Here is a 23,309-nt window from a genome sequence, read left to right on the forward strand (position 1 = left end):
TGTTGCATAGCGTGCAAGCGCTTGGCGGAGCGGGCGTCAAGTCACCAGAAGTACCGTGGAAAATCTGCCGCAAACCGGCTGCCGGTGCGGCACCACGGGTGGCGCTGCTTTCACGTGTGGCGGGGTGGAGGGTACAATGCCTGCCTGTCGGGACGGATGTACCCCAGACCACGCAGTCAGACGCATCGCGGGAGACGGATCACGGGACCCGTCCCCGGCAACGTTATCCTGCATGACCATACGACATACGCCGTTTATTGCTTCGCTGAGCCTGGTTGCACTGGCAGCCTTGCCGCCGTTGCCCGCATGGGCAGCGCCTGGCAGGCCGCCCGCCATGGCACCGGCATCGTCGTCCGCGCCCGTGGCGGTCGACGAAGCCGAGGCCCTGTCACGCATGCTCAAGGGCGCGGCCACCGGACAGAACACCGGTGCGGCCGGCGTCCCCGAACTGCTGCGCAGTACCAATCGCCCGGACAGTGTGCTGGCGCGCGCCTGCCGCCAGCTCAACGATATCCTGCCCATCGAGATCGATGGCGAGACGCGCCTGCGCCGCTGCCAGTCGATACCGGGCAAGCACGTGCTGTTTCAGCTGGAACTGACCAACTACCGCGGCCCGATGCTTGACCTGGCCAGCTTCGAGGTGAACTACGCCGCGCCGCTCCAGCGCAACATCTGCGCCAACCGCGACGTGGAAATCCTGACCAAGCTCGGCGTCAGCATGATGTTCCGCTACATGACGCGCAACGACCGCGGCGAGCGCCGCGTGGGCGACGTCTATATCAACGCACCGATCTGCGTATCTGCGCTGCGCTGAAACGCATCCGTTTGAAACGGGCAATGAAAACGGCAGGCCTTGAGCCTGCCGTTTTCATTGCGGGTACCGTCAGTTCATGCCGCCCGTGGCCGCAAGGGCAGCACGTTCGGCGCGCGGCGCAGCAGCACCCGCGTTTCCTTCCACGCGGCGTCCGCCAGCGGCGATCCCCAGACCAGTTCGTGCAGCTTCGACAATGCGAACGGGTCGCCCAGCAGCACATGCTTCTGCGCCGGCGACAACGAACCCGGGCCATGGGTCAGCGCGTGCTGCACCAGCGATGCATGCTGCAGCCTGGCCGGCTCCGGCTGTACCGTGCGCGGCGTGGCCGTGGCGCACATCAGCGCGTTGGTCACGGGATCGACCACGGCATCGACGAAGCGCGGCGTTTCCTGGGCGCTTTCCACATGCTGCTGCGTTTCGACGATCTCGCGCGGCACGTAGGTTTCCTCGGGGATCATGAACAAACCGGCACGGCGCGCGGCGCGGCCCAGCGACACACGCGACAGCATTACCGACAGCGGAATCGACATCGCCAGCGAGCCCACGATCGGCAGCAGCCACCAGATGAAGCCCGGGCTCAGCCAGTACACGCCCGCACCCCATACCAGGCCCAGCACCGTGTGCCACCCGTGGCGGCGGAAGGCTTCGCCCCACGTGGTCTCGGCGTCCTCGCGCGGGGGCGACTTCCAAGAAATGCCCCAGCCGCTGTATGCCGCGATCACGAACTTCGTATGGAACAGCATGCGCGTCGGGGCCAGCAGCGCCGAGAGCGCCATTTCGATCAGCATGCTCAGGAACAGGCGCACCACGCCCCCGTACTGCTTCGCGTCCTTGAGCAGCAGGATCACGCTTGCCAGCTTCGGCAGGAACAGCAGCGTGGCGGTGGCGGAGAACAGCATCAGCGCCTTTTCCGGATGCCATTCGGGCCAGGTCGGAAACAGCTGGTACGGCTTGGTGAAGTACTCGGGCGGCACCAGCGCGTGCTTGGCCAGCGCGGCCGTGGACAGCAGCAGGAACAGGAACCACAGCGGCGCCGACACGTAGGCCATGATGCCGGTCAGGAACACGGCCCGGTGCACGGCATGGAAGCCCTGCTTCATCCACAGCCTGAAGTTCATCAGGTTGCCCTGGCACCAGCGGCGGTCGCGCTTGACCTCGTCCAGCAGGTTCGGCGGCAGTTCCTCGAACGAGCCCGGCAGGTCGTAGGCAATCCACACGCCCCACCCTGCCCGCCGCATCATCGCGGCCTCGACAAAGTCGTGCGACAGGATTTCGCCGGACAGCGGCCCCTTGCCTGGCAGCGGCGCCAGCCCGCAGTGTTCCATGAACGGCTTGATGCGGATGATGGCGTTGTGGCCCCAGTAATGCGACTCGCCAAGCTGCCAGTAATGCAATCCCGCCGTAAACAGCGGACCATAGACGCGCGTGGAAAACTGCTGCACCCGCGCATACAGCGTGTCGCGGCCCACGGCCAGCGGCGCGGTCTGGATGATGCCCGCGCCCGGGTTGGCTTCCATCAGGCGAGCCAGCGTCGCCAGGCAGTCGCCGCTCATCACGCTGTCGGCGTCCAGCACGATCATGTAGCGGTACTTGCTGCCCCAGCGGCGGCAAAAGTCGGCCACATTGCCGGTCTTGCGCTTCACGCGGTGGCGGCGCCAGCGATAGAAAATGCGGCCAAAACCGCCCACGGCACGGCACAGCTCGATCCACGCATCGTGCTCGGCGGTGCGCAGGTCAGGATTGCCGCTATCGGACAGCACGAAGAAATCGAAGTGTTGCAGCTCGCCCGCGCGTTCCAGCGATTCGTACGTGGCACGCAGGCCCGCGAAGACGCGCGTCACGTCTTCGTTGCAGATCGGCATGATGATTGCCGTCCGCGCAGACGGGTCGAGCGGCGCATCGCTGGCCGCGCTGCGCGAGATCAGGTGCTTGTCGCCCCCCTTGAACAGCACCAGGAAGCCCATCATCGCCGTCCAGAAACCCGCCGAGACCCACGAGAACAGGATCGCGAACAGCGTCAGGATAGCCACTTCGAGCGGATCGGCGCCGTGGTACGGCAGCACGCGCGACATGAAGTACGTGGCCATGATGGTCTGCCCGACCACCAGCGCCAGCAGGAACCAGCGGCGGTGCGAGCCGGCCGGGTGCCACTTGCCTTCGGCGTCGGGGCCGTCGTGCAGGGTGTCCCAGGTCTCGGGCACGGGCGGGCGGCCCAGCATCCGGCGCCAGGCGTTGCGGATGCCGCCCCAGACGATATGCGGCGGCCATTGGCGCGGCACCATCGAGGCGCGCTCGGGGTCCGGCCCCGTATTCACGCGCACGGTGCCGTCGTCGTTTCGCTGCAGCAGCGGTTCGCCGTCCACCTGCGGGTTGCCATAGGCCATCGCAAAGCGACGACCCACCGATGCGTAGGTTGCCCCACCCGGGGCGCTGCCGTCATTCAAATCGGAAGCTTCCTTGTCCTTCGGATCGCGACCGGCCAGACGCGTCTGCAATTCAATCATGGCCGACGGCACTTCGATACCCTCGGCCGGCACGCTGGACATCAGCGATTTCGGGGTATCGGCCAGCAGTTCGCTACGCAGTTCGGGCGAAGCCGGCAGGCGGTCGACATAGCGCTCGCATGCTGCCGCCGCCTGGGCCGGGCGCTGCTTTAGCCTGGGGGTAAGATGTAGCTCCATGTCTCGGATTGGGTTGTATTGCCGTTGCGAAGATAGCCGCGCAACTCAACCGGCTTGTTCTCGTCCTTGCGTCGCAAGAACATCGTCATGCGCCAGCCACCCGTGGCCTCGTTGCGCTGGACGGTTGTCTTCAGCAGTTCGCCGTTGGCGTCTGCCGATACCACCGGGTCCAGGCGTGCCTCCTCGGGCAGCTTCTTGAACGCGGGGCCTTCGAAATCCACCACCAGCGAGAAACTGGTGTCGTCCTGCTTGCGCGTCAGGCCCTGCCCGCGGCGCGTCTGCGTGACCCACGACAGCGGCGGCAGGTTTTCGCCATCCTTCTGCCACTTCAGCCGGTACTCGTAGTCGAACGCCTGCTTCGGCTTGGGCGGGTTATCCGGCACCCAGAACGCCACGATGTTGTCGTTGGTCTCGTCCGGCGTCGGAATCTGCACCAGCTCCACGCGGCCCGAACCCCAGTTGCCCTTGGGCTCGACCCAGCCGCTCGGACGGCGCTCGTACCAGGAACCGATCTCCTGGTAGTTGTCGAAATTGCGGTCGCGCTGCATCAGGCCGTAGCCCTGCGGATTGTTCGCGGCGAACGACGTCACCAGCAGGCGCTTGGGATTGACCAGCGGACGCCAGATCCATTCGCCGGTGCCAAGCTGCACCGACAGGCCGTCGGAGTCATGCACCTCGGGGCGGAAATCGGTGGTGGGCGATGGCTGGTTCTCGCCAAACAGGTACATGCTGGTCAGCGGCGCCAGGCCAAGCTTGGTCACGTGCTCACGCAGGAACAGGCGCGACTTGACCTCCATCACCGTCTCGTTGCCGGGCTTGATGATGAAGCGGTAGGCGCCGCTCATGCGGCGCGAGTCCATCAGCGCATAGATCGTCAGCTGCTTGTCGTTGGCCGACGGCCGCTCGATCCAGAATTCGGTAAAGCGCGGAAATTCCTCGCCCGAGTTCAGCGCCGTATCGACTGCCAGGCCGCGGGCCGACAAGCCATACCACTGGTCCTTGCCCAGCGCGCGGAAGTAGCTGGCCCCCAGGAACGACGCCAGTTCGTCCTTGCGCTTGCCCTGGTTCAGCGGATACATCAGCCGGAAACCGGCAAATCCCAGCCCCTTGAGCTTGGCGGGGTCCACCTTGTGCGGCCCGTAGTTGAACGCTGCCGGGTCGAAGCGGAATTCACGTACGCTGTTGTTGACCACCTCGTTGATCCGCACGGGCTGGTCGAACACCATGCCCTCATGGAAAAAAGAGATCTCGAACGGCAGCCGGGCCCCGCGCCAGGCAAAGCGCTCGGGCTTGTATTCGATCTCGCGATAGCGGTCGTACGTCAGCTCTTTCAGCTCGCGCGGCAGTTCCTGCGCCTTGGGCGGCTTGTACGGCGACGCCGACAGCTGGCGCGCGCGCGCCGCCACGGTTTCGAAATCGAATGCGTGGGCGGTCAGGGCCAGCACGGCCAGCATGCCGCCGCCAATCCAGCGCCCCAGCCCTGACATCCTGCCGGCTAAGCGGCGCGCGGGCGCGGCGGTCGGGCGTTGGACAGGGCGGAACGACGTCGGATATGCGGACATGAAGGCCGTAGACAGGGTTGGCAGGGAAGCAGGCGGCCGGACGAAGCGACCGCACCGGAATACGTCAGGAAACTTCAACGAGTGGCTACAGCAAAAGACGGACCAGCGTGCGGCGCATCAGACGCGGCAATAGTACGCAGGCCCGATACAGTCGGGATGCGCGCAACGTACGCTTGTCGGGATTGTTGCAATGCGATGCGAAACCTTAACAATTCGAGCCTTAAAAGTCACGTTTCGTCACCGCAACCTTTGCAACAAAATGTCTCGCCTGTGGGCTGGAAGGCGCCTCGCGCGTGCGCTCAAAGGCTGAAGTCAAGCATAGATCATGCGCGGGAAGGCGCCATGAAGGGGCGCTGATGTCCGGGGGGTGGACCATCAATCGGGCAGATGCATGCGCGATTGTGCATTGAGATGCACCGAATCCGGGGCACGGCGCTTACAATCGCCCCGTTCACCCACCGGTTTTTTCAGCCACGAGGAATCGACATGCACGTACGGCGCCTAACCCGTCCGGCCCTGGCCGCCAGCCTGGGCTGCGCCCTGCTCCTGGGCACCACGCAACCCGCGTTCGCGTATTTCCAGACCTATCTGTCCGGCAGCATCATCGGCACGCTGACCAAGAAGGAAGCGGCCTCGCTGCAGCAATCCGTTGGCAAGGCGCTCAATGAAACGGAGGATAACCAGGCCGTGGAATGGCACTACCCGGCCGAAAACCGCCGCCAGGCCGTCGATGGAACGATCACCCCGATCGCCACGAAGACCGACCAGGGTCAGAAGTGCCGCCGGCTCAAGTCTGATCTCAAGCGTGGCAGCGCCACCGAGGCCTGGTCGGGCTGGTTCTGCAAGCAGTCGAACGGCACGTGGAAGGCGCGGCACGTCGAAGACTGAAGCCGCGGCACCGTAGCAATGCGGCCGCTGCCCGGCAGCGGCCTGCTCAATGGCAGAGGCGCGTCACCAGTTCGCCGGCCAGGGTACCGGACACCGCCTGTTGCGGCATGCCGGCCTGCGGGCCACGGATCGTATAGAGCGAGTCGCCACGGGCGTAGCGCTTGGGATATAGCGTCTGCTCGATCACCGCGTACATCGACGTGGCACAGTTGAGCACCATCCGCTTCAGCGACGACCGGATCGTGTCGCCGCTGGCGGTCTTGATCACTCCTGGCGGCGCATTGTGCACCAGCACCACGCCCACCTCGGGCCCGCGCCGGCGAATCGACGTCTGGTCCAGATAGGAAATCACGCCATTGGCGCCCATTAGCGGCAGCCAACGCTGGGGGTCAGGCGCACCCGGATCGGGCGACGCCACCTGCGTACACCCTTCGCGCGGCGAACCGCGGAAGATGGTGCCGCCATTGGGCCCCTGGCACTGGTAGAGACCGCTTGCCGCGGCGGCACGTGCGGGAGGATTGCTGAAGGACGGCGCGCCGTTGGACTCGGCCTGCGCCGCCACACTGAAACACGCGCCGGCGAGCAGGGCCGTGCGTGCGAGCATGCGGAAAAACATCGGGGGGTACCCTCGTAAGGACGGGAAGAAGCCCCGGATTTTCGCACAGCCCGCGGCCCACGCGACAACTCGCGACGAACGAAGTGGCCGGAATACGCCTCCCACGCGTCATTCCTGCGCGATATTCGCGCGTCGTTTGCGCAGGATCAGTCCACCCTTATCGCTGCGATGATCAGCCTTGCTGCTCGCGCCACGCCACCAGGTCGGCGATGGTCAGCACCGGCAACTGGTACATCTGCGCAAAGGCCAGCGCCTCGGGCCGACGCGCCATCGTGCCGTCCGGATTCATCAGTTCGCACAGTACCGCCGCCGGCGACAGGCCGGCCATGCGGGCCAGTTCCACCGAGCCTTCGGTGTGGCCACGTCGCTGCAACACGCCGCCGTCCACGGCCACCAGGGGAAACACATGCCCCGGGCTGACCACCGCATCGGTGCCGGCATCATCGGCAATGGCGGCGCGGATGGTCGTGATGCGATCGGCCGCGCTGACGCCGGTGGTCACGCCCTCGCGCGCCTCGATGGACACCGTGAAGGCCGTGCCGTACTGGCTGCGATTGTTTTCGACCATCGGACGCAGACCGAGCTGGCGCACCTTGCCGGCGGTCAGGCACAGGCAGACGATGCCGCTGCATTCGCGGATCATCATCGCCATGTTGGCGTTGGTCAGGCGTTCGGCGGCCAGGATCAGGTCGGCCTCGTTCTCGCGGTCGTCGTCGTCGAGCAGCACGACGGGACGCCCTTCGCGCATGGCGTCCAGCGCCTGGGCGATGCGCTCCGCAAGCGGGCGCGGGTCGGCTTCGGCCGTGGCAAGATCGCCAGCGGCCAGGTCGGAAAGATGGCTTTGGTTGAGAGTCAGCATTGGTGAAACGCTCCGTGCAATGAAGTTTCCATGGGCGTTTCAGGGGAACGATCAGCGCAACCGCGCACAACGCTCCGCCCGCGCGCACGGGCAATGCCGTTCGCGCGTGGGAATGCCATGCGGATTCCGCCCATCTTCTTTCATCCGGACTATGACCGTCGGCCCTGGCCTCTCACCAGGTCTGCTGACCCCGCACGGGAATGCGGGCGCTCGCGGGCTCGTGGCAACCCTGCCTTTCGACAGTGACCACATACCGCCGGTGGGGACTTTCACCCCGCCCTGAAGACGTAACGATGCCGCCGCAGCCTGCATGCCACGACGGCGGGGCGATGTTAGCACGACTGTGCTTTTTTGGCCGAACTGCTACCTGGAAAGAGTTTCCCAGTAGCAATGCACCGGCTACGACGACTTCACCGCAGTGGCCGCCATCGCCTCGAACAGTTCGCGGGTCGCGTCGTCTGCGGGATAGAAGCACTCGATCCGCAGTTCCTGCAGCGTGACGTCCTGCGGGTTGCCGAGCGTGGTCAGCGTGGAAAACAGCGACGCGCGGAAGCGCCCGGCGTGCACCACCACTGGCAATACCGGCGGCAACGGCCCCTCGGCGGGATCGTCCTCCACCAGCAGCACGCCGCCGGGACCCACCATGTCCGGATGCCATTCGGCTATGCGGCGAAAGATCTCACGTGCGGTCTGGTCGTGTGCCTGCACCTGCAACGCCTGTGAGACGCGACGCAGCAGATAGCGGCCCACCTGGCGCGCATTCTCCAGCACCGGCCACAACCCGTTGGGATCGAACACCGCCAGCATCAGGTTCAGGCGCCCGCCCTGGCCGTCCAGCACCGCCGGCTGGCGCTTGCCCAGCAGTTGCGCCAGCATGCGCCGGTACGCGTCGTTGGCATCGACCAGATGCCAGAAGCGGTCCAGCACCACCGCCGGATACGGCTCCTGCTTGGACAGGATCAGCGAAATCGCGTGACGCACCATCTGCATGGTCGGCGCGCCCAGCGTGTTCTCGCTGTAGGCCGGGGCATAGCCGCTTGCCAGCAGCAGCCGGTTGCGCTGGCGCAGCGGCACGCCAAGCCGGTCGGCCAGCGCCAGCACCATCTCGCGGCTGGGCCGGGCGCGACCCGATTCGAGAAAGCTGATATGGCGCTGTGACACCCCGGCCGCCAGCGACAGCGCCAGTTGGCTGTAGCCGCGCTTGCCGCGCCAGTAGCGCAGGAGTCCGGGAAAGTCGAGAGCGGCTTCGGAGCCAGGCGTGAGCGTTTCCATGCAACGCATTACAGCACATGGCCGGATGCTGTACGACTACCTGCCAGGTAATCGCCGTCATTCACGCCCGTGCCGGATCGGGCCCAGATTAGACCCATAAAGCCGGCGTCTTTCAGATTCGTCGCATTTCGCTGGCGCGCGGCGCCCCCTAGCATGTCCGCTTTCCCTCTATCTCGATGCGGGCCAACCACATGATCTGTTCCCTTGCCGACAAGTCCACGGCCGCGCTGTTCTGCGGCCATCACGTGCATACCCTGCCCCCGGCCATCCAGTCCGGCGCCATGCGCAAGCTGGCAATGCTGGACGCCGCAGTGTCGCCACCGGACCTGGCCGCCGCCCCGGCCAACGAACTGGAACCGATGCGCGGGCGGCGGCGCGGCCAGTGGCGGGTGCGCATCGAGGGCGACTGGCATCTGTGCTTCCGCTTCCTCAATGGCGAAGCCTGGGATGTGGAGGTTGCGCAATGCCCCGCGGACGAGGAGCAAGCATGAGCCTCAGGCGAGACGACCTGCCCCGGACGGATTTCAGCAGCCATGTCACTGGCGAGCCGGCGCCGCCCATCCCGCCTGGCGATATCCTGCTGCACGAGTTCATGGTGCCCAATGCGCTGTCCGCCGGCGCCCTTGCCGTGGCGCTGCGCGTGCCGGTGACACGTATCGAAGGCATCCTCTGGCGCGAACGCGCCATTTCGCCCGAAACCGCATTGCGGCTGGCCCGCTTTTTCTGCACGTCGGCGGAGTTCTGGGTCCGGCTCGAAGCCAACTACGCGCTGCGGGTGGCCCGGGCCTATGCAGGCGCGGCGATCGACCGGGACGTCGAGCCGATCACGGCATGAATCCTGCACACCCATTTGGGTGATGTTCGCGCCACAGCAGCGATGCGGCGTCACATGCGGATGGTATGCTTTGACTTTTCAATTCCCGCGCGCACAGGGCGCGCACCCTGATGGAAATAGCCATACTGCTGGCGCTGATCTTGCTGAACGGCTTGTTCGCCATGTCCGAAATCGCGCTGGTGACAGCCCGCAAGGCCCGTTTGCAACGCCAGATCGAGGACGGGGACCGTGGCGCCATTGCGGCGGTCAAGCTGGGCGAGGACCCGACCCGCTTCCTGTCCACGGTGCAGATCGGCATCACGTCGATTGGCGTGCTTAACGGCGTGGTCGGCGAATCGACGCTGGCATCGCCGCTCGCCGTATGGCTGCAAGGCTTCGGCATATCGTCCACCACGGCGGGCTACATGGCGACTGCCATCGTCGTGGCGGGCCTGACCTATTTCTCGATCGTGCTCGGCGAACTGGTGCCGAAGCGCCTGGGCCAGATGGCACCCGAAACCATCGCCCGCCTGGCCGCGCGCCCGATCTCGTTCCTGGCCGTCGCCTCCACGCCGTTCGTCAAGCTGCTGTCCGGCTCCACGCAGCTGGTGCTGCGCATGCTGGGCGTGAAGTCCGATCGTGGCCCCGCCGTGACCGAGGAAGAAATCCACGCGCTGCTGGTGGAAGGCTCCGAAGCGGGCGTGATCGAACGCCACGAGCACACGATGGTGCGTAACGTGTTCCGGCTGGACGACCGCCAGCTGGCTTCGTTGATGGTGCCCCGTGGCGATGTGGTCTATCTCGACGTCGAGTCGACCGAGGAAGAAAACCTGCGCCGCATCGAGGAGTCGGACCATTCGCGCTTCCCCGTGGTGCGCGGTGGCATGCATGACATCCTTGGCGTGGTCAGCGCGCGTCAGCTGCTGGCCCGCCGCCTGCGCGGCGAGAAGGCCGACCTGACCGCAGTGCTGCAGGCCGCGGTGTTCGTGCCGGAAAGCGTGACCGGCATGGAACTGCTGGAGAACTTCCGCTCCTCTGGCGGCCAGATCGCGTTCGTGATCGACGAGTATGGCGAAGTCCTGGGCCTGGTCACGCTGCAGGACCTGATCGAGGCAATCACCGGCGAGTTCAAGACCGAAACGGCCGGCGAGGAATGGGCCATCCAGCGCGAGGATGGATCATGGCTGCTCGATGGCCTGATCCCGATCCCGGAACTCAAGGACCGCACGGGTCTGCGCGCGGTACCGGAGGAAGACAAGGAGCGCTATCACACGCTGTCGGGCATGCTGCTGCTGTTGCTGGGCCGCCTGCCGCAAACGGCCGATACGGTCCAGTGGGAAGACTGGAAGTTCGAGATCATCGACATGGATGGCAAGCGCATCGACAAGGTGCTGGCCTCGCGGGTGCCGCCGGAAGATGGTCCGGAATCCGACACCACGGGTTGAGATCCGCAGGCAGTGTGAAACAACAACGGGCGCACACCATGCGCCCGTTTTTCTTTGGTGCAACGGCAGATCGCGGCTGGAATCAGGGCTGATTTGCGTGCGCGCCCTTTATCGTCAATCGCCCTGGATGGTCAAGATAACAAACGTGGCGACAATGCAGAGCGTTGTTTGAAATCAAAACGCGTGCGACGCACGCGCCACGTCGACATCGTCGTTCTCCGAAATTGTCTTCGCTGCCGTATGATCTGATTTATGCGGTCGGACAACTAAGTAGTACTACCGAGATGACTGGTCGCATCGTTATCAAAATAATAAATAGCATGCGCGCGATCGAAAGCGGAAAGCGCGCCATTTTTACGCATGAACGGGAATGCAGTCCGGAGTATCGCGGGCGGCCAATGCACAAATGAACTCGCTGCCAGCACGGGTAATTGATGGATCCTGACACCAAAGACACGCCGTCTCCAGGCGTCGGTGGCAGTGGGTCACCTGCCGACACACCAGCCATCCAGCCGGTTGCCTTCCTGGCCGCGCTGGAAGAACATCGCGCGCATTTCAGTCCGGCCCATCTGCTGGCCGTGCTGGTGATCCGGCTCGACCGCTTTGCGCACGCCTGTGAAAACATCGGGCCGAAGCGCGCGCACGAACTGCGTGCCCAGGTCAAATTCCGCGTCACCGCAGTCGCCAGCATGCCGGTGGCCATGCAGTGGCTGGGGCCGGCCGACCTCGGGGTGGCCTGCGTGCTGCCCGACGGCGCCGAAAACGCCCAAGCGTTGAGCCAGGCCATGGCCGCCGAACTCGGCAGGCCTTTCCAGGTTGGCGGCTTCGAGGCCTTCCTGTCATGCAGTATTGGCAGCGCCGTCGATGGACACGATACGGGCACCGAACGGCTGCTGCAGCAGGCTTTCGACGCCATGCTGCAGATCAACCGGCGAGGCGGCGCAGGCATCGGCACGGCCAGCCGGCCTGCCACGCCGCGCATGGCAACCCTGCTCGCGGCGTTGCCCAGCGCGATCGAGCGCAGCGAACTGAGCCTGCAGTTGCAGCCCCGTGCGTCGCTGACCACGTCCGCGATCACCGCTTACACGGTGCGCCTGCGATGGCAGCACCCGCTGCTCGGGCGCGTGGCGCCACAAGACTTCCTGCCCGCCGCAGACGCACTCGGGCTGATGAATGTGATCGGCGGCTGGACGCTGCAGCAACTGCTGCAGTTATTGCGTGATACCGCCGCGCTTGGCCCCATGCAATTCACACTGCTGGCGACCAGCTCGCAACTGCAGGCCGACGACTCGATCGGCATGCTGCGCCGGGCCATCGACTCCAATCAGATCAGGCCCGGACAGATCTGCGTAGAGGTGCCGGTCGATATCGTTCCTGATTCCGGCGAGGCCACGGACAAGGCCCGGCGCTTGCGCGATGGCGGTGTGCGCATCGCCCTGGCTGACTTTACCGATTCGGAAGCCAGCCTGCGGGCGTTGGCGCGGGTGCAGCCGGACATGGTCACGCTTGACGCGCGCCATCTCGGGCATGCGAGCCAGAGGCCGGACATGGCAGCCAGCCTGCGCCGCGCGTGCGAATGGGCCAAGGCACGTGGTGTGGCGGTCTGCGCCAAGGGCGTGGAAACACAGGCACAACTGGACGTGGTGCGCAGCTGGGGGTGCGACACCATGCAGGGCTTCCTGCTGGCACAGCCGTTTCCGGCACCGTGGCTGATGCAGACCCACGCCGCCATCACGGAACGCGCACGCCTGCTGCTCAAGACCTGAGCCCGCTGCAACGCCGCTGTCTGTCAGACATTTTCGTAATTACAAATTGGCACACATCCTGCATCGACGGAGACCGGGGCGACGTTAAAATGTGCCCACTTCTTACTATCCCTGAAAGGAGCCTCTGATGAAAAAAGGATGGATCTGGTGCGTACTGGTTGCCACGCTGCTCGCAGGCTGCAATACGATGTCCGGCCTGGGTCAGGATGTCCAGAAGGGCGGACAGAAGCTTGAAAACTCCGCCGAGAAATCGAAGTAATTCCGTCATCGCCGATACCTGACGATGCGAACAAGGGCGCCAGTGGCGCCCTTGTTGCTTTGAAGCGTTCTCTCGCGTCATGGTGCCGGCGTTGTAATTATTACCGCCAGCACGACCATGCCGCGTTCAGGGCTTGCGCAATTGCGCAGCCTCTTCCGCAAGCTTGCGAATGCGCCCCCAGTCCTTCGCCGCCACGGCGTCCTTCGGCACCACCCACGAACCGCCAACGCACACCACATTGGGCAGCGCCAGATAGGTAGGCGCCTTGGCGAGGTCGATGCCGCCGGTCGGGCAGAATTTCAGTTGCGACAGCGGGCCATGCAGCGACTTCAGCATCGGCACGCCCCCGGCAGCCTCCGCCGGGAAGAACTTCAGGAACGAAAAGCCGCATTCCAGCGCGAACATCGCTTCGCTGGCCGTGGCAACGCCGGGCAGCAGCGAGATGCCGGCGCCCTGCGCGCCATCGGCAAGTTTCTGCGTGAGCCCCGGCGACACGGCGAACTGCGCCCCGACATCACGCACCGCACGCAATTGCTCGATGGTCAGCACCGTACCGGCGCCCACCACGGCCTGCGGCAGCGCGCGGGCCACGGCTTCCATCGCCTGCAGCGCCACGGGCGTGCGCAGCGTGATTTCCAGCATCGGCAGGCCGCCCTCGACCAGGGCTTCGCTGATGCGCAGCGCGTCGTCCACCGAGTGGTATTCGAGCACCGGAATCACCGGCACGTTGGTCAGGCGTTCGATCAGCGGAGAAGGTTGGATTTGCATGACAGTATTCACAATGTTCATTGTCCTGAGCCGTCAGACCCGGTGAGACCGGGCCGGTTCAGGCGATGACCGAAACGCCGCGCTCCAGGCGGGCCAGCACGGTTTCGGCCGTGGGGATGGGCGCCACCGCGCCGTAGCCGGTGGTCGACAGGGCCGCCGCCACATTGGCGTAGCGCGCCGCCTCGAACGGATCGGCGCCGGCGGCCAGGCGCGCCACGAAACTGCCGCCGAAGCAGTCGCCCGCGCCCGTGGCATCGAGCGGCCGCACCGGATACGGCGCCACCAGCGTGCGCGCGTCGCGCGTCGCCACATAGCTGCCCTCCTCGCCCAGCTTCAGCGCCACCACGCTCACGCCGCATTCAAGCAGATGGTCGACGATCGCATCGCGGTCGTCCAGGCCGGTCAGCACGGTGATGTCGTCCCAGCTCGGCAGGCAGATATCGGTCAGCGAGAACGCCTCGCGCATGATGCCGCGCGCCCGCGCCAGCGACCACAGGCGCAGCCGCAGATTGGTGTCCAGCGACACCTGCACGCCGGCCTTGCGGGCATGCTCCATTGCCGCCAGGCCCGCATCGCAGGCCGACGTGCTGATTGCCAGGCTGATGCCGGACAGATGCAGGTAGCGCGCCTGCGCGATGGCCGCCAGCGGCAGCTGTTCGTGGTGATACCGGCTGGCCGCCGACCCTTCGCGCAGGTAGTCGAAGCGGTGGCCGTGATTGTCGTGGGAAACGAAATAGACCCCGGTGGGAGCCGCGGCATTGATGCTCACGTGGCGCGTGTCCACGCGCTCGTGCGTCCACAGGGCCAGCAACCGTTCGCCAAAGCTGTCGGCGCCCACCGCGCTGATGAAACCGGTGCTCGCGCCCTGACGTGCGGCCGCAATCGCAAAGTTGGAGGTGTCGCCGCCAAAACCCTGCAGGTAGCGGGCCGGATCGTCGGGCTGCTGGTTGAACTCCACCAGCGGTTCGCCGTAGGCAAGGATGTCGATACTCATGAACGCGCGCCTCTCTTTCAGAAGAACGTCTGCACGATGTCGATAACGCGCAACTGCCCATCCAGCACGGGGATGTGGCGCCACTTGTCAAACGTCAGGCAAGGATGCGAGATATCAAAGGCAATCATATCGCCGACACGAATGTCGTCGCCAGCATCGATTTCCAGGTACGCGTGCTGGTCCATCATGCCGGTCACCGTCCATCCGGCCGGCACCGCCACGGGCGCCGCGCTGCCCGGACGATAGATCTGCGCCGGGATCGGCATGCCGGCATCGAAGGCGGCATCGCGCTTGCCCATGCCGATGATCGCGCGCCGGGGCTCGGGAATCGACTGTACATAGGCCCACAGCTGCAGCGCGGGCAGCAGGCCCTCGCGCATCTTCTGCGCCACTGGATTGCTGGCAAGGATACGCTCCTGCGCCGCCCGGTAGACGCCCACATCGTGGGTCAGGTAGCAGCCGGGACGCAGCACGATGTCGATTGGCGCGCCAATATCGGTCCGGGCAAATTCCTCGGCCACCACGTCGTACCACGCCGAGCCTGCCCCCGACATCACCACGGGACTCCGGCCGAAGCGGCCGGCGGCGGCCAGTTCGCGCGTGACGGCCACGGTGCGCTGCAGGAAGCGCCGGATATCGGCCTCCTGCTGCAGCACCCCTTCATAGATCTCGACGCCAGCCAGCGTCAGCGCGTCGGGCCAGCGCGACAGCGCTTCCAGCACCCCGGCCTGTTGCGCGGCGTCGCGCACGCCAGTCCGGCCGCCTTCCACGCCCAGTTCCAGCAGCACCTGCAGCGTCTGCCCGCGCGCCTGGAAGAACGCGCCAAGTTGATCGACCAGCGCGGCCGAATCCACCAGCGTGAAGAACTCGAAGCCGGGATCGCGCAGCAGATCGGCCACGATTTCCATATTGCGGCGTCCCACCAGCTGGTTGGCCATCAGCACGCGCCTTACGCCGTGCGCGGCGGCCGCAGCGGTCTGCTGTGCCGTAGCCAGCGTGATACCCCACGCCCCCTCCGCCAGTTGCCGGGCGAACAGCTTCGGCGCCATCGTTGTCTTGCCATGCGGCGCCAGCTGCACACCGTATGCACCCATGAACTTCCGCATCCACTGCAGGTTGTGGACGAGCTTGTCCTCATACAGTACGGCGGCCGGCAGGCTCAGTTCCTCGCGCAGCAGATGCCAGCCCGGCTGGCCGGCCTCGGCGGGCGCCAGCGGGGCGTCCAGACGGCCTAGCGCCTTGTTCAGCGGATCGATCATGCCGGTCTGGTACTTTGTTTCACGCATGGCTGACATCACCCTGTCAAAATTCGATTGACGTAATCATAGCCTTGAAATTACGATATTTCATCCTTGTTATAAAGTAACACGCTGTGCCGGGCGAGTGCCCGCCAGCTTCCGCCGCCCACCCATGACCGCATCGTTCGACATCCTGACCCGCATCGCCGAGCGCGGCCCGTCGCTGCGGCTTGCCGAGCAAAAGGTGGCGCAAGTGATTCTTGAGGATCTTGCCGGCGCAGCGGCCACCAGCATCAACGAACTGGCGCGCAAGGCAGCCGTCAGCGAGGCCAGCGTGACGCGCTTTGCCAAGGCCATTGGCTGCCGCGACGTGCGCGACCTGAAGCTGCGGCTGGCCCAGGCCACGGCGGTGGGCACGCGCTTCCTGCAGCCCGCCCCCACCGTTGCCGATGACGCCTCGCCGGCCACGCTGGCCGAGCGCATCCACGCCGACGTGCTCACGACGCTGGAAGTCAACCGCAAGCTGATCGATCCCGAACGGATTGCCGAGGCCGCGCGGCTGTTGCTCGATGCACGCATGGTCTACGCTTTCGGCATGGGTGGCGGCTCCACGTTCATGGCCGACGAGGCGCGCTACCGGCTGGCGCGGCTGGGCCAGCCCGTGGCGACCTACCACGACGCGCTGCTGCAGAAGATGGTGGCGGCGACGTTGTCGCGAGACGACGTGGTGCTGGCATTTTCCGCCAGCGGCAACGTGCCCGAGATGCTTGTCAGCTGCGATATCGCGCGCGAGTACGGCGCGCGGCTGATTGCCGTGACCGCGCTGGGTTCGCCGCTGGCGGCCCGCGCCGACGTGCTGTTGCCCGTGCGGACGCTGGAAACCGATTTCATCTTCAAGCCGTCGGCGTCGCGCTACGCGATGTTGCTGGTGGTGGACGTGCTGGCGACCCAGTGCGCGATGCTCCAGCAGGAGCAGAGCAAGGAAAAGCTGCGCCGGCTGAAATACGTGCTCGACGCCCATCGCGGCGTCAGCCATGACAGCGACGGGCCAGACAGCCGCCAGCCGCTGGGAGACTGACCATGCCACACCTGTTCGATACCCTGATTCGCTGCGTCATGCTGCTGGACGGCTCGGGCGGCGCGGCGCGCATGGCCGATATCGGCATCCGCGACGGGCGCATCGCGCGCATCGACGAAGCCGGCACCATCGACCCGGACACGGCGTCGCATGTGGTGGAGGGCCACGGCCTGGTGCTGTCGCCCGGCTTCATCGACGTGCATACGCACGACGACACCAATGTCGTGCGCGATCCGGCCATGACGCCGAAGATTTCCCAGGGCGTGACCACCGTCATCGTCGGCAACTGCGGCATCAGCGCCGCGCCCGTGACGCTGGCCGGCGACCCGCCCGACCCGATGAACCTGCTCGGCCGCGCCGACGCGTTCCGCTACCCCGATTTCAAGACCTACGTCGATGCCGTCAACGCGGCCCAGCCGTCGGTCAACGTGGCCGCCCTGGTGGGCCACACGGCGCTGCGCAGCAACCATATGGACCGTTTCGACCGCGCCGCCACGGCCGCCGAAATCGGGGCCATGCGCGCGCAGCTTGAAGACGCGCTGGCGCACGGTGCGCTGGGCCTGTCCACCGGGCTGGCCTATGCCAACGCGTTCAGCGCCCCGACCGAAGAAGTCCTGGCGCTGGCCGAACCGCTGGCGAATGCGGGCGCCCTGTACGCCACGCACCTGCGCAGCGAATTCGCCGAGATTCTCGATGCGATGGACGAGGCGTACCGCATCGGCCGCCATGCGCGCGTGCCGGTCGTGATCTCGCACCTGAAATGCGCGGGCGTGCCGAACTGGGGACGCAGCGCCGAGGTGCTGCAATCGCTGGAGGCCGCGCAGCGCTGGCAGCCGGTGGGCTGCGACTGCTACCCGTACACCGCCAGTTCGTCGACGCTGGACCTGAAGCAGGTCACCAGCGATTTCGATATCCAGGTGACCTGGTCCGAGTCCCATCCCCAGATGGGCGGCCGCCTGCTGGCCGATATCGCCACGGAATGGCAGGTGGACCTGACCGAAGCCGCGCGCCGCCTGCAGCCGGCCGGCGCCGTCTACCACTGCATGGAAGACGCCGACGTGGACCGCATCCTGAGCCATCCGGCCACTGTGGTCGGTTCCGACGGCCTGCCCAACGATCCCCTGCCCCACCCGCGCCTGTGGGGCGCCTTTCCGCGTGTGCTGGGCCACTACGCCCGCGACCGCGAACTGTTTCCGCTGGCCGTGGCCGTCAACAAGATGACCGGCCTGTCCGCCGGGCGCTTCGGCCTGAAGGACCGCGGCTTCGTGCGCGAAGGCTACTGGGCCGACCTGGTGCTGTTCGATTCAGCCACCATTCGCGACGCCGCCAGCTTCACCGATCCGATGCAGCCAGCCGAAGGCATCGCGGCGGTCTGGGTCAATGGCGAGCTGACCTGGCAGCACCGCGCAGCCACCGGCGTGCGCGCCGGCCGCTTCCTGCCGCGTGATCCGCGCCCGGCCGACCAGCGCTGAGCCCCACCCGGCACAACCCCATACCAAGCACAACAGGAGTTCCCATGGATATCAAACGATTCGGCGTCGAAGGCGGCACGGGCCAGGGCGGCTCGCACATGCCGTTCGCGCGCGCAGTGCAGGCCGACGGCTGGCTCTACGTGTCGGGCCAGGTGCCGATGGTCGACGGCGAAGTGGTCGAGGGCAATATCGTCACGCAGACTCACCAGGCCATCAGGAACGTGCTGGCCATCCTGGCCGAGGCCGGTTACGGCCCCGAGCACGTGGTGCGCTGCGGCGTCTGGCTGGACGATGCGCGCGACTTCCCGTCGTTCAACAAGATCTTCAAGGAATACTTCGGCGCCAATCCCCCCGCGCGTGCCTGTGTGCAGTCGAGCATGGTGGTGGACTGCAAGGTCGAGGTGGACTGCATCGCCTACAGGAAAACCGCGGCCTGAGCCGCATCCCACGCCCGCCGCCACCGGTGAGCCAACCGATGGCGGGCGGGCCTTGCCAACCAGCCGCTACGTACCGGAGACCCCGGGCCAGGCGGCATTTTCATAGCGGAAGCGGACACCGTCCAACCGGACGGCCGCCGCAACAAGGAGACGAGACATGGGTGCCGTTACCGGAACCACGCTCTTGATTTATGCGCTGATCGCCGTGATCGCGCTGGTGATTCTGATCGCCAAGTTCAAACTGAACCCGTTCATCACGCTGGTGGTGGTATCGGTGGCCCTGGGCTTTGCCGTGGGCATGCCGATGGGTGACATCGTCAAGTCGTTCGAAGCCGGCGTCGGCGGCACGCTGGGCCATATCGCGCTGGTGATCGGGCTTGGCACCATGCTGGGCAAGATGATGGCCGAATCGGGCGGCGCCGAGCGCATTGCCCTGACGCTTATCAATTTCTTCGGCGAGAAGAACGTGCATTGGGCCATGGTGGTCATCGCGTTCATCGTCGGCCTGCCGGTGTTCTTCGAAGTGGGCTTCGTGCTGCTGATCCCGATCGCGTTCAACGTCGCCAAGCGCACGAACACGTCGATGATCCTGGTCGGCATCCCGATGGTCTGCGGCCTGTCCGTGGTCCACGGCCTGATCCCGCCGCACCCGGCCGCGCTGCTGGCCGTGCAGGCCTATGGCGCCGACATGGGCCGCACCATCCTGTACGCGCTGATCGTCGGCGTGCCCACCGCCATCATCGCCGGCCCGCTGTTTGCCAAGCTGATCGACAAGCACGTGAAGCTGCCCGCCGTGAACCCGTTGGCCGAGCAGCTGACCGAGGAAGCCTCGTCGGCCAAGGGCAACCTGCCGGGCTTCGGCATCACGGTGCTGACCATCCTGCTGCCGGTATTCCTGATGCTGATCGGCAGCTGGGCCGACCTGATCGCCACGCCGAAGACGTTTGCCAACGACTTCCTCAAACTGATCGGCAACTCGGTGATGGCCCTGCTGATCGCCACGCTGTTCAGCTTCTACACGTTTGGCAAGGCACGCGGTTTCACGCGCGACATGATCCTGAAGTTCACCAACGAGTGCGTGGCCCCCACGGCCATCATCACGCTGGTGGTGGGCGCCGGCGGCGGCTTTGGCCGCGTCCTGCGCGACTCGGGCATCTCGACGGCCATCGTCGACGTCGCCACGCACGCCCATGTGTCGGTGCTGGTGCTGGGCTGGCTTGTCGCCGTGATGATCCGTATCGCCACGGGCTCCGCCACGGTTGCCATGACCACGGCGGCCGGCATCGTGGCGCCGATCGCGGCCAGCGTGCCCGGCACGCGCCCGGAACTGCTGGTGCTGACCACCGGCGCCGGTTCGCTGATCCTGTCGCACGTGAACGACGGCGGCTTCTGGCTGGTCAAGGAGTACTTCAACATGACCGTGGCCCAGACCTTCAAGACCTGGTCGGTGGCCGAAACGCTCATCTCGGTGGTGGCACTGCTGTTCACGCTGGCGCTGGCAACGGTGGTCTAAGCCGGTCCTGCCTCCCTCTTCCGCCCCTGGGAGAGGGGGCAACCGAGAGCCAACCGAGGGCAAACCCGATTGCCCGGCGGCCCTCGCCCCTCCTACACTCCCTGATCGATGCAGCCGTCCGATGCTGCACTTTCGGGAGACCTCCATGACGTTCAGTCCGCTGCGGCGCGCCATGATGGCGTGCGGCGCCCTTGCCGTCCTCGCGCATTCCCCGCTGTCCCACGCTGCCGAACCGGTAAGGATCGGCCTGATCGCGCCGTTCTCGGGCAGCTTTGCCGACTATGGCAAACAGATGGAAGGCGGGATCAAGGCCTGGCAGAAGCTGAACGGCGACACCGTGGCGGGACGCAAGGTCCAGATCATCGTCAAGGACACCACGGGCCCGGCACCCGACGTAGCCAAGCGGCTGGCGCAGGAACTGGTGGTGCGCGACAAGGTGGACATCCTGGCCGGCTTCGGCCTGACACCCGAGGCGCTGGCCGTGGCACCCATCGCCGAGCAGGCCAGAAAGCCCATGGTGATCTTCAACGCGGCCTCGTCGATCATTACCACCAAGTCGAACTACATCGCCCGGGTGTCGATGACGCTGCCGCAGATTTCCGCACCCATGGCAACGTGGGCGGTGCGCAACAACATCAGGAAGGTGGTGACGCTGGTGGCCGACTACGCGCCGGGCATCGACGCCGAGACCGCGTTCAAGACCAATTTCCTGGGCGGCGGCGGCCAGATCGTGGAATCGATCCGCGTGCCGCTGCGCAACCCCGAATTCGCGCCATTCATCCAGCGCATCAAAGACGCCCGTCCAGAAGCGGTGTTTCTGTTCCTGCCGGCCGGCGAACAGGGCGTGGCGTTCATGAAGGGCTTCCGCGAGCGCGGGCTGGGCGACGCCGGCATCCGCGTGATCGCCACAGGCGACCTGACCGACGACCACGTGCTGCCCGCCATGGGCGACGCCACGCTTGGCGTCATCACGTCGTTCCACTATTCCGCAGCGCACGATTCGAAGGAAAACAAGGCCTTCCTGAAGGCCTTTGCCGATGCCAACCCGGGCGCCGGCCGCCCGAACTTCATGGCCGTGGCGGCCTACGACGGCATGGCCGCCATCTACGACGCGCTGAAGAAGACCGGCGGCGGCACCGACGGCGACAAGTTCCTGGCGGCCCTGAAGGGCATGAAGATCCAGAGCCCGCGCGGCGCGATCACGATCGACCCGGCCACGCGCGACGTGGTCCAGACCGTCTATATCCGCAAGGTGGAAAAGGTGGGCGGCGAACTCTACAACGTCGAATTCGACAAGTTCGAGGGGGTCAAGGACTCGGGCAAGTAGGCGGGCGGCACGGGCCGGGGGCGGCCGCCGGCCAGGGCAACGGCTGAGCTCTTCATCGGGATGTCTCCGGAGTTCTTGTCATGTGGCGGCGCAGGCAGGCGCCGCCAGACAAGGTTAGGTCACCTTTCCGGACAAGGGAATTGCACAATCCTGACTTCGCGATGAAAGATTCGGCTTCCCCTGGTATGGCGGCGGCAAGGTGCGCACCGTGGAGTACAAGGACCAGCAACCGCCCAAGGACGTCGTATTCCCGCTGGTGGAATATGCACCCCATGCCGCCGATCTGGGCATGTCGTTCTACACCGGCAAGATGTTCCCGGCCAAGTACCAGGGCGGCGTCTTCGCGGCCGAGCATGGCTCGTGGAACCGCACCAAGCCGATCGGCGCGCGGATCGTCTACACCCCGGTGAAATCGGACGGCACCGTTGGCGAGACGGAAATTTTCGCCGAAGGCTGGCTCACGCCGCATGGCGAGTACATGGGCCGCCCGGTAGACGTCCAGCCACTGCAGGACGGCTCGCTGCTGGTCTCGGACGACTTTGCCGGTGCGATCTACCGGATCTCGTACTCGGGCGCGAAATGACCTGGCGACTCCGTATCGGCGGCCTGGTGCTGCTGTCGGGCTGGATCCTGGTGTCGGCCAGCGCCCCCGCGCTGGCCGCCGACGCCCAGGCCGGCCGGACCAAGGCCATGCAATGCCAGACCTGCCATGGGCTCGACGGCAAGTCCAAGCTGCCCGAGGCCCCCAACCTGGCGGGCCAGGTCGAGCAGTACCTGGTGAAGGCACTCAAGGACTACAGGACCGGCGCCCGCAAGGACGAGATGATGACCATGATGGCGAAGCCGCTCAGCGACGCCGACATCGCCAATCTCGCGGCCTTCTACAGCAGTCTCAAGCCGTAGCAGTCTCAGAGCAGCCTTCACCGCGCTCGCCCCTCCGCTGCCCTCAGGCACCTTCGGGCGCCTTCAGCTACCTGAAGGCGTTCTCCCGGCTGGCGGCGGTGGCACCGGCTCGGCGATAAGCTTCGACATCTCCGAGGTCGGCCGCCAGCCTTCCTGCTGATACAGCGGCCGCCCCGCCTCGGTGGCATGCAGGATCGTGAAGGTGGCGCCACGCCGCGCCAGTTCGTCCTCGCCCCGCGCCATCAGTTGCCTTGCCAGGCCGCGCCTGCGGTGGGTCGGCTCGACATAGACATTCAGGACATAGCCACGCTTGTCCTGCTCCGGATGCGCCGGATGGGGCGGCCAGTCGATCAGCATCAGGCCGACCCCGGCCACCGGCTTGCCGCCGTCCAGCGCCAGCAGGCCAAAGTAAGTGTCATCGGCAAGCCTCGGCCGCAGCCAGTCACGAAAATGCAGCGTCATCGTGCGCAGCGTGTCGGGGGCAAAGCCGGCCTCCTGGAACATGGCCTCGCGATGGCGGCAAATCAGTTCCAGGTCGTCCGGTTCGATCGGGCGTATTTCCATGGCTGGGGTCTGGTGGTGGTTCGGGACGGCAATCCGGAC

22 protein-coding genes, 1 pseudogene and 1 riboswitch are annotated in these 23,309 nt (G+C 65.9%); of the genes and pseudogenes, 14 read left to right on the forward strand and 9 right to left on the reverse strand.

The genetic code is table 11. The features are described from left to right. The first annotated feature begins 232 nt into the window (after positions 1-232). The gene (locus tag A9J21_RS25310) at positions 233-814 is read left to right on the forward strand and encodes a hypothetical protein (protein ID WP_066740449.1); all 582 of its coding nucleotides are present in this window, start codon (positions 233-235) and stop codon (positions 812-814) included. A gap of 74 nt (positions 815-888) precedes the next feature. Here A9J21_RS25310 and mdoH read toward each other — a convergent pair whose 3' ends face one another. Together mdoH and A9J21_RS25320 are read right to left on the reverse strand one after the other, a co-directional pair. Next, positions 889-3,495: a glucans biosynthesis glucosyltransferase MdoH gene (mdoH, locus tag A9J21_RS25315; protein WP_082926598.1), complete on the reverse strand. Its 2,607-nt coding sequence runs from the start codon at positions 3,493-3,495 to the stop codon at positions 889-891. After that, complete coding sequence (locus A9J21_RS25320; RefSeq protein WP_156546154.1) at positions 3,468-4,982, reverse strand: glucan biosynthesis protein G; 1,515 nt, start codon at positions 4,980-4,982, stop codon at positions 3,468-3,470. Before A9J21_RS25320 ends, mdoH begins: the two co-directional genes overlap by 28 nt. A 561-nt stretch (positions 4,983-5,543) precedes the next feature. Between A9J21_RS25320 and A9J21_RS25325 the strand changes: the two genes are divergently transcribed. Next, positions 5,544-5,945: an RT0821/Lpp0805 family surface protein gene (locus A9J21_RS25325; RefSeq protein WP_066740455.1), complete on the forward strand. Its 402-nt coding sequence runs from the start codon at positions 5,544-5,546 to the stop codon at positions 5,943-5,945. 46 nt (positions 5,946-5,991) lie between these two features. Here the strand turns inward: A9J21_RS25325 and A9J21_RS25330 are convergent, their stop codons facing one another. The 3 genes from A9J21_RS25330 to A9J21_RS25340 form a co-directional block, all read right to left on the reverse strand. Beyond that, on the reverse strand, positions 5,992-6,561 hold the full coding sequence (locus A9J21_RS25330) for a surface-adhesin E family protein (RefSeq protein ID WP_066740459.1): 570 nt from the start codon (positions 6,559-6,561) through the stop codon (positions 5,992-5,994). A 172-nt stretch (positions 6,562-6,733) separates the two neighbouring features. Beyond that, positions 6,734-7,420 (reverse strand): 3,4-dihydroxy-2-butanone-4-phosphate synthase, encoded by a 687-nt coding sequence (gene ribB, locus A9J21_RS25335; protein WP_066740463.1) that lies wholly within the window; start codon positions 7,418-7,420, stop codon positions 6,734-6,736. Positions 7,421-7,548: 128 nt separating this feature from the next. Then, positions 7,549-7,711, reverse strand: a riboswitch (FMN riboswitch). Between the two features lie 108 nt (positions 7,712-7,819). After that, positions 7,820-8,692 carry a helix-turn-helix domain-containing protein gene (locus A9J21_RS25340; protein WP_066740465.1) on the reverse strand — a complete coding sequence of 291 codons (873 nt, stop codon included), beginning with the start codon at positions 8,690-8,692 and terminating at the stop codon, positions 7,820-7,822. Between the two features lie 191 nt (positions 8,693-8,883). Between A9J21_RS25340 and A9J21_RS25345 the strand changes: the two genes are divergently transcribed. The 5 genes from A9J21_RS25345 (at position 8,884) to A9J21_RS25365 (ending at position 12,976) form a co-directional block, all read left to right on the forward strand. Next, the gene (locus A9J21_RS25345; RefSeq protein WP_066740549.1) at positions 8,884-9,183 is read left to right on the forward strand and encodes a type II toxin-antitoxin system RelE/ParE family toxin; all 300 of its coding nucleotides are present in this window, start codon (positions 8,884-8,886) and stop codon (positions 9,181-9,183) included. Then, entirely contained in the window at positions 9,180-9,527 is a 348-nt protein-coding gene (locus A9J21_RS25350; RefSeq protein WP_066740466.1) for a HigA family addiction module antitoxin, read from the forward strand. The genes A9J21_RS25345 and A9J21_RS25350 overlap by 4 nt, the downstream gene beginning before the upstream one ends. Before the next feature lie 110 nt (positions 9,528-9,637). Beyond that, positions 9,638-10,951, forward strand: a complete 1,314-nt coding sequence (locus A9J21_RS25355) for a hemolysin family protein (RefSeq protein ID WP_066740468.1) — start codon at positions 9,638-9,640, stop codon at positions 10,949-10,951. Between the two features lie 434 nt (positions 10,952-11,385). After that, positions 11,386-12,717, forward strand: coding sequence for a GGDEF domain-containing protein (locus tag A9J21_RS25360; protein ID WP_066740469.1), 1,332 nt, complete (start codon positions 11,386-11,388; stop codon positions 12,715-12,717). Between the two features lie 127 nt (positions 12,718-12,844). After that, the gene (locus tag A9J21_RS25365; protein ID WP_066740471.1) at positions 12,845-12,976 is read left to right on the forward strand and encodes an entericidin A/B family lipoprotein; all 132 of its coding nucleotides are present in this window, start codon (positions 12,845-12,847) and stop codon (positions 12,974-12,976) included. A 126-nt stretch (positions 12,977-13,102) separates the two neighbouring features. On the opposite strand, the gene A9J21_RS25370 is transcribed toward A9J21_RS25365, so the two are convergent. Genes A9J21_RS25370 through A9J21_RS25380 form a run of 3 tightly spaced genes read right to left on the reverse strand, consistent with a single transcriptional unit; the run spans position 13,103 to position 16,024 of the window. Next, on the reverse strand, positions 13,103-13,744 hold the full coding sequence (locus A9J21_RS25370; protein WP_066740473.1) for a bifunctional 4-hydroxy-2-oxoglutarate aldolase/2-dehydro-3-deoxy-phosphogluconate aldolase: 642 nt from the start codon (positions 13,742-13,744) through the stop codon (positions 13,103-13,105). 58 nt (positions 13,745-13,802) lie between these two features. After that, positions 13,803-14,738 carry a sugar kinase gene (locus A9J21_RS25375; RefSeq protein ID WP_066740475.1) on the reverse strand — a complete coding sequence of 312 codons (936 nt, stop codon included), beginning with the start codon at positions 14,736-14,738 and terminating at the stop codon, positions 13,803-13,805. A 17-nt stretch (positions 14,739-14,755) separates the two neighbouring features. After that, entirely contained in the window at positions 14,756-16,024 is a 1,269-nt protein-coding gene (locus tag A9J21_RS25380) for an amino acid deaminase (RefSeq protein WP_066740477.1), read from the reverse strand. A gap of 124 nt (positions 16,025-16,148) precedes the next feature. Between A9J21_RS25380 and A9J21_RS25385 the strand changes: the two genes are divergently transcribed. The 7 genes and pseudogenes from A9J21_RS25385 to A9J21_RS25415 all read left to right on the forward strand — a co-directional run bounded on the left by A9J21_RS25385 (position 16,149) and on the right by A9J21_RS25415 (position 22,706). Continuing rightward, entirely contained in the window at positions 16,149-17,054 is a 906-nt protein-coding gene (locus A9J21_RS25385) for a MurR/RpiR family transcriptional regulator (protein ID WP_066740479.1), read from the forward strand. Positions 17,055-17,056: 2 nt separating this feature from the next. Next, positions 17,057-18,526: an amidohydrolase family protein gene (locus tag A9J21_RS25390; protein ID WP_066740481.1), complete on the forward strand. Its 1,470-nt coding sequence runs from the start codon at positions 17,057-17,059 to the stop codon at positions 18,524-18,526. A 44-nt stretch (positions 18,527-18,570) separates the two neighbouring features. After that, the gene (locus A9J21_RS25395; protein ID WP_066740484.1) at positions 18,571-18,963 is read left to right on the forward strand and encodes a RidA family protein; all 393 of its coding nucleotides are present in this window, start codon (positions 18,571-18,573) and stop codon (positions 18,961-18,963) included. A 157-nt stretch (positions 18,964-19,120) separates the two neighbouring features. Further along, complete coding sequence (locus tag A9J21_RS25400; RefSeq protein WP_066740486.1) at positions 19,121-20,476, forward strand: GntP family permease; 1,356 nt, start codon at positions 19,121-19,123, stop codon at positions 20,474-20,476. A gap of 145 nt (positions 20,477-20,621) precedes the next feature. Beyond that, complete coding sequence (locus A9J21_RS25405) at positions 20,622-21,803, forward strand: ABC transporter substrate-binding protein (protein WP_066740488.1); 1,182 nt, start codon at positions 20,622-20,624, stop codon at positions 21,801-21,803. Positions 21,804-21,966: 163 nt separating this feature from the next. Then, positions 21,967-22,386, forward strand: a pseudogene (locus tag A9J21_RS25410) (PQQ-dependent sugar dehydrogenase); the annotation flags it as partial. Beyond that, on the forward strand, positions 22,383-22,706 hold the full coding sequence (locus A9J21_RS25415; RefSeq protein ID WP_066740492.1) for a cytochrome c: 324 nt from the start codon (positions 22,383-22,385) through the stop codon (positions 22,704-22,706). The pseudogene A9J21_RS25410 and the gene A9J21_RS25415, both read left to right, overlap by 4 nt. A gap of 63 nt (positions 22,707-22,769) precedes the next feature. On the opposite strand, the gene A9J21_RS25420 is transcribed toward A9J21_RS25415, so the two are convergent. Further along, complete coding sequence (locus tag A9J21_RS25420; RefSeq protein ID WP_066740551.1) at positions 22,770-23,270, reverse strand: GNAT family N-acetyltransferase; 501 nt, start codon at positions 23,268-23,270, stop codon at positions 22,770-22,772. Positions 23,271-23,309: the final 39 nt, after the last annotated feature.

Origin of the sequence: Cupriavidus sp. D384 (assembly GCF_001652915.1) — a bacterium.
In the GTDB taxonomy this organism is placed as follows: Bacteria; Pseudomonadota; Gammaproteobacteria; order Burkholderiales; family Burkholderiaceae; genus Cupriavidus.

Bases quoted from the DNA above. Each gene is read 5' to 3' on its own strand.
- A9J21_RS25350 (WP_066740466.1), top strand. From the start codon at position 9,180: ATGAGCCTCAGGCGAGACGACCTGCCCCGGACGGATTTCAGCAGCCAT.
- A9J21_RS25340 (WP_066740465.1), bottom strand. From the start codon at position 8,692: ATGGAAACGCTCACGCCTGGCTCCGAAGCCGCTCTCGACTTTCCCGGA.
- A9J21_RS25325 (WP_066740455.1), top strand. From the start codon at position 5,544: ATGCACGTACGGCGCCTAACCCGTCCGGCCCTGGCCGCCAGCCTGGGC.
- A9J21_RS25360 (WP_066740469.1), top strand. From the start codon at position 11,386: ATGGATCCTGACACCAAAGACACGCCGTCTCCAGGCGTCGGTGGCAGT.
- A9J21_RS25420 (WP_066740551.1), bottom strand. From the start codon at position 23,270: ATGGAAATACGCCCGATCGAACCGGACGACCTGGAACTGATTTGCCGC.
- A9J21_RS25390 (WP_066740481.1), top strand. From the start codon at position 17,057: ATGCCACACCTGTTCGATACCCTGATTCGCTGCGTCATGCTGCTGGAC.
- A9J21_RS25330 (WP_066740459.1), bottom strand. From the start codon at position 6,561: ATGTTTTTCCGCATGCTCGCACGCACGGCCCTGCTCGCCGGCGCGTGT.
- mdoH (WP_082926598.1), bottom strand. From the start codon at position 3,495: ATGGAGCTACATCTTACCCCCAGGCTAAAGCAGCGCCCGGCCCAGGCG.
- A9J21_RS25310 (WP_066740449.1), top strand. From the start codon at position 233: ATGACCATACGACATACGCCGTTTATTGCTTCGCTGAGCCTGGTTGCA.
- A9J21_RS25355 (WP_066740468.1), top strand. From the start codon at position 9,638: ATGGAAATAGCCATACTGCTGGCGCTGATCTTGCTGAACGGCTTGTTC.
- A9J21_RS25415 (WP_066740492.1), top strand. From the start codon at position 22,383: ATGACCTGGCGACTCCGTATCGGCGGCCTGGTGCTGCTGTCGGGCTGG.
- ribB (WP_066740463.1), bottom strand. From the start codon at position 7,420: ATGCTGACTCTCAACCAAAGCCATCTTTCCGACCTGGCCGCTGGCGAT.
- A9J21_RS25370 (WP_066740473.1), bottom strand. From the start codon at position 13,744: ATGCAAATCCAACCTTCTCCGCTGATCGAACGCCTGACCAACGTGCCG.
- A9J21_RS25385 (WP_066740479.1), top strand. From the start codon at position 16,149: ATGACCGCATCGTTCGACATCCTGACCCGCATCGCCGAGCGCGGCCCG.
- A9J21_RS25380 (WP_066740477.1), bottom strand. From the start codon at position 16,024: ATGCGTGAAACAAAGTACCAGACCGGCATGATCGATCCGCTGAACAAG.
- A9J21_RS25395 (WP_066740484.1), top strand. From the start codon at position 18,571: ATGGATATCAAACGATTCGGCGTCGAAGGCGGCACGGGCCAGGGCGGC.
- A9J21_RS25345 (WP_066740549.1), top strand. From the start codon at position 8,884: ATGATCTGTTCCCTTGCCGACAAGTCCACGGCCGCGCTGTTCTGCGGC.
- A9J21_RS25320 (WP_156546154.1), bottom strand. From the start codon at position 4,982: ATGTCAGGGCTGGGGCGCTGGATTGGCGGCGGCATGCTGGCCGTGCTG.
- A9J21_RS25365 (WP_066740471.1), top strand. From the start codon at position 12,845: ATGAAAAAAGGATGGATCTGGTGCGTACTGGTTGCCACGCTGCTCGCA.
- A9J21_RS25375 (WP_066740475.1), bottom strand. From the start codon at position 14,738: ATGAGTATCGACATCCTTGCCTACGGCGAACCGCTGGTGGAGTTCAAC.
- A9J21_RS25405 (WP_066740488.1), top strand. From the start codon at position 20,622: ATGACGTTCAGTCCGCTGCGGCGCGCCATGATGGCGTGCGGCGCCCTT.
- A9J21_RS25400 (WP_066740486.1), top strand. From the start codon at position 19,121: ATGGGTGCCGTTACCGGAACCACGCTCTTGATTTATGCGCTGATCGCC.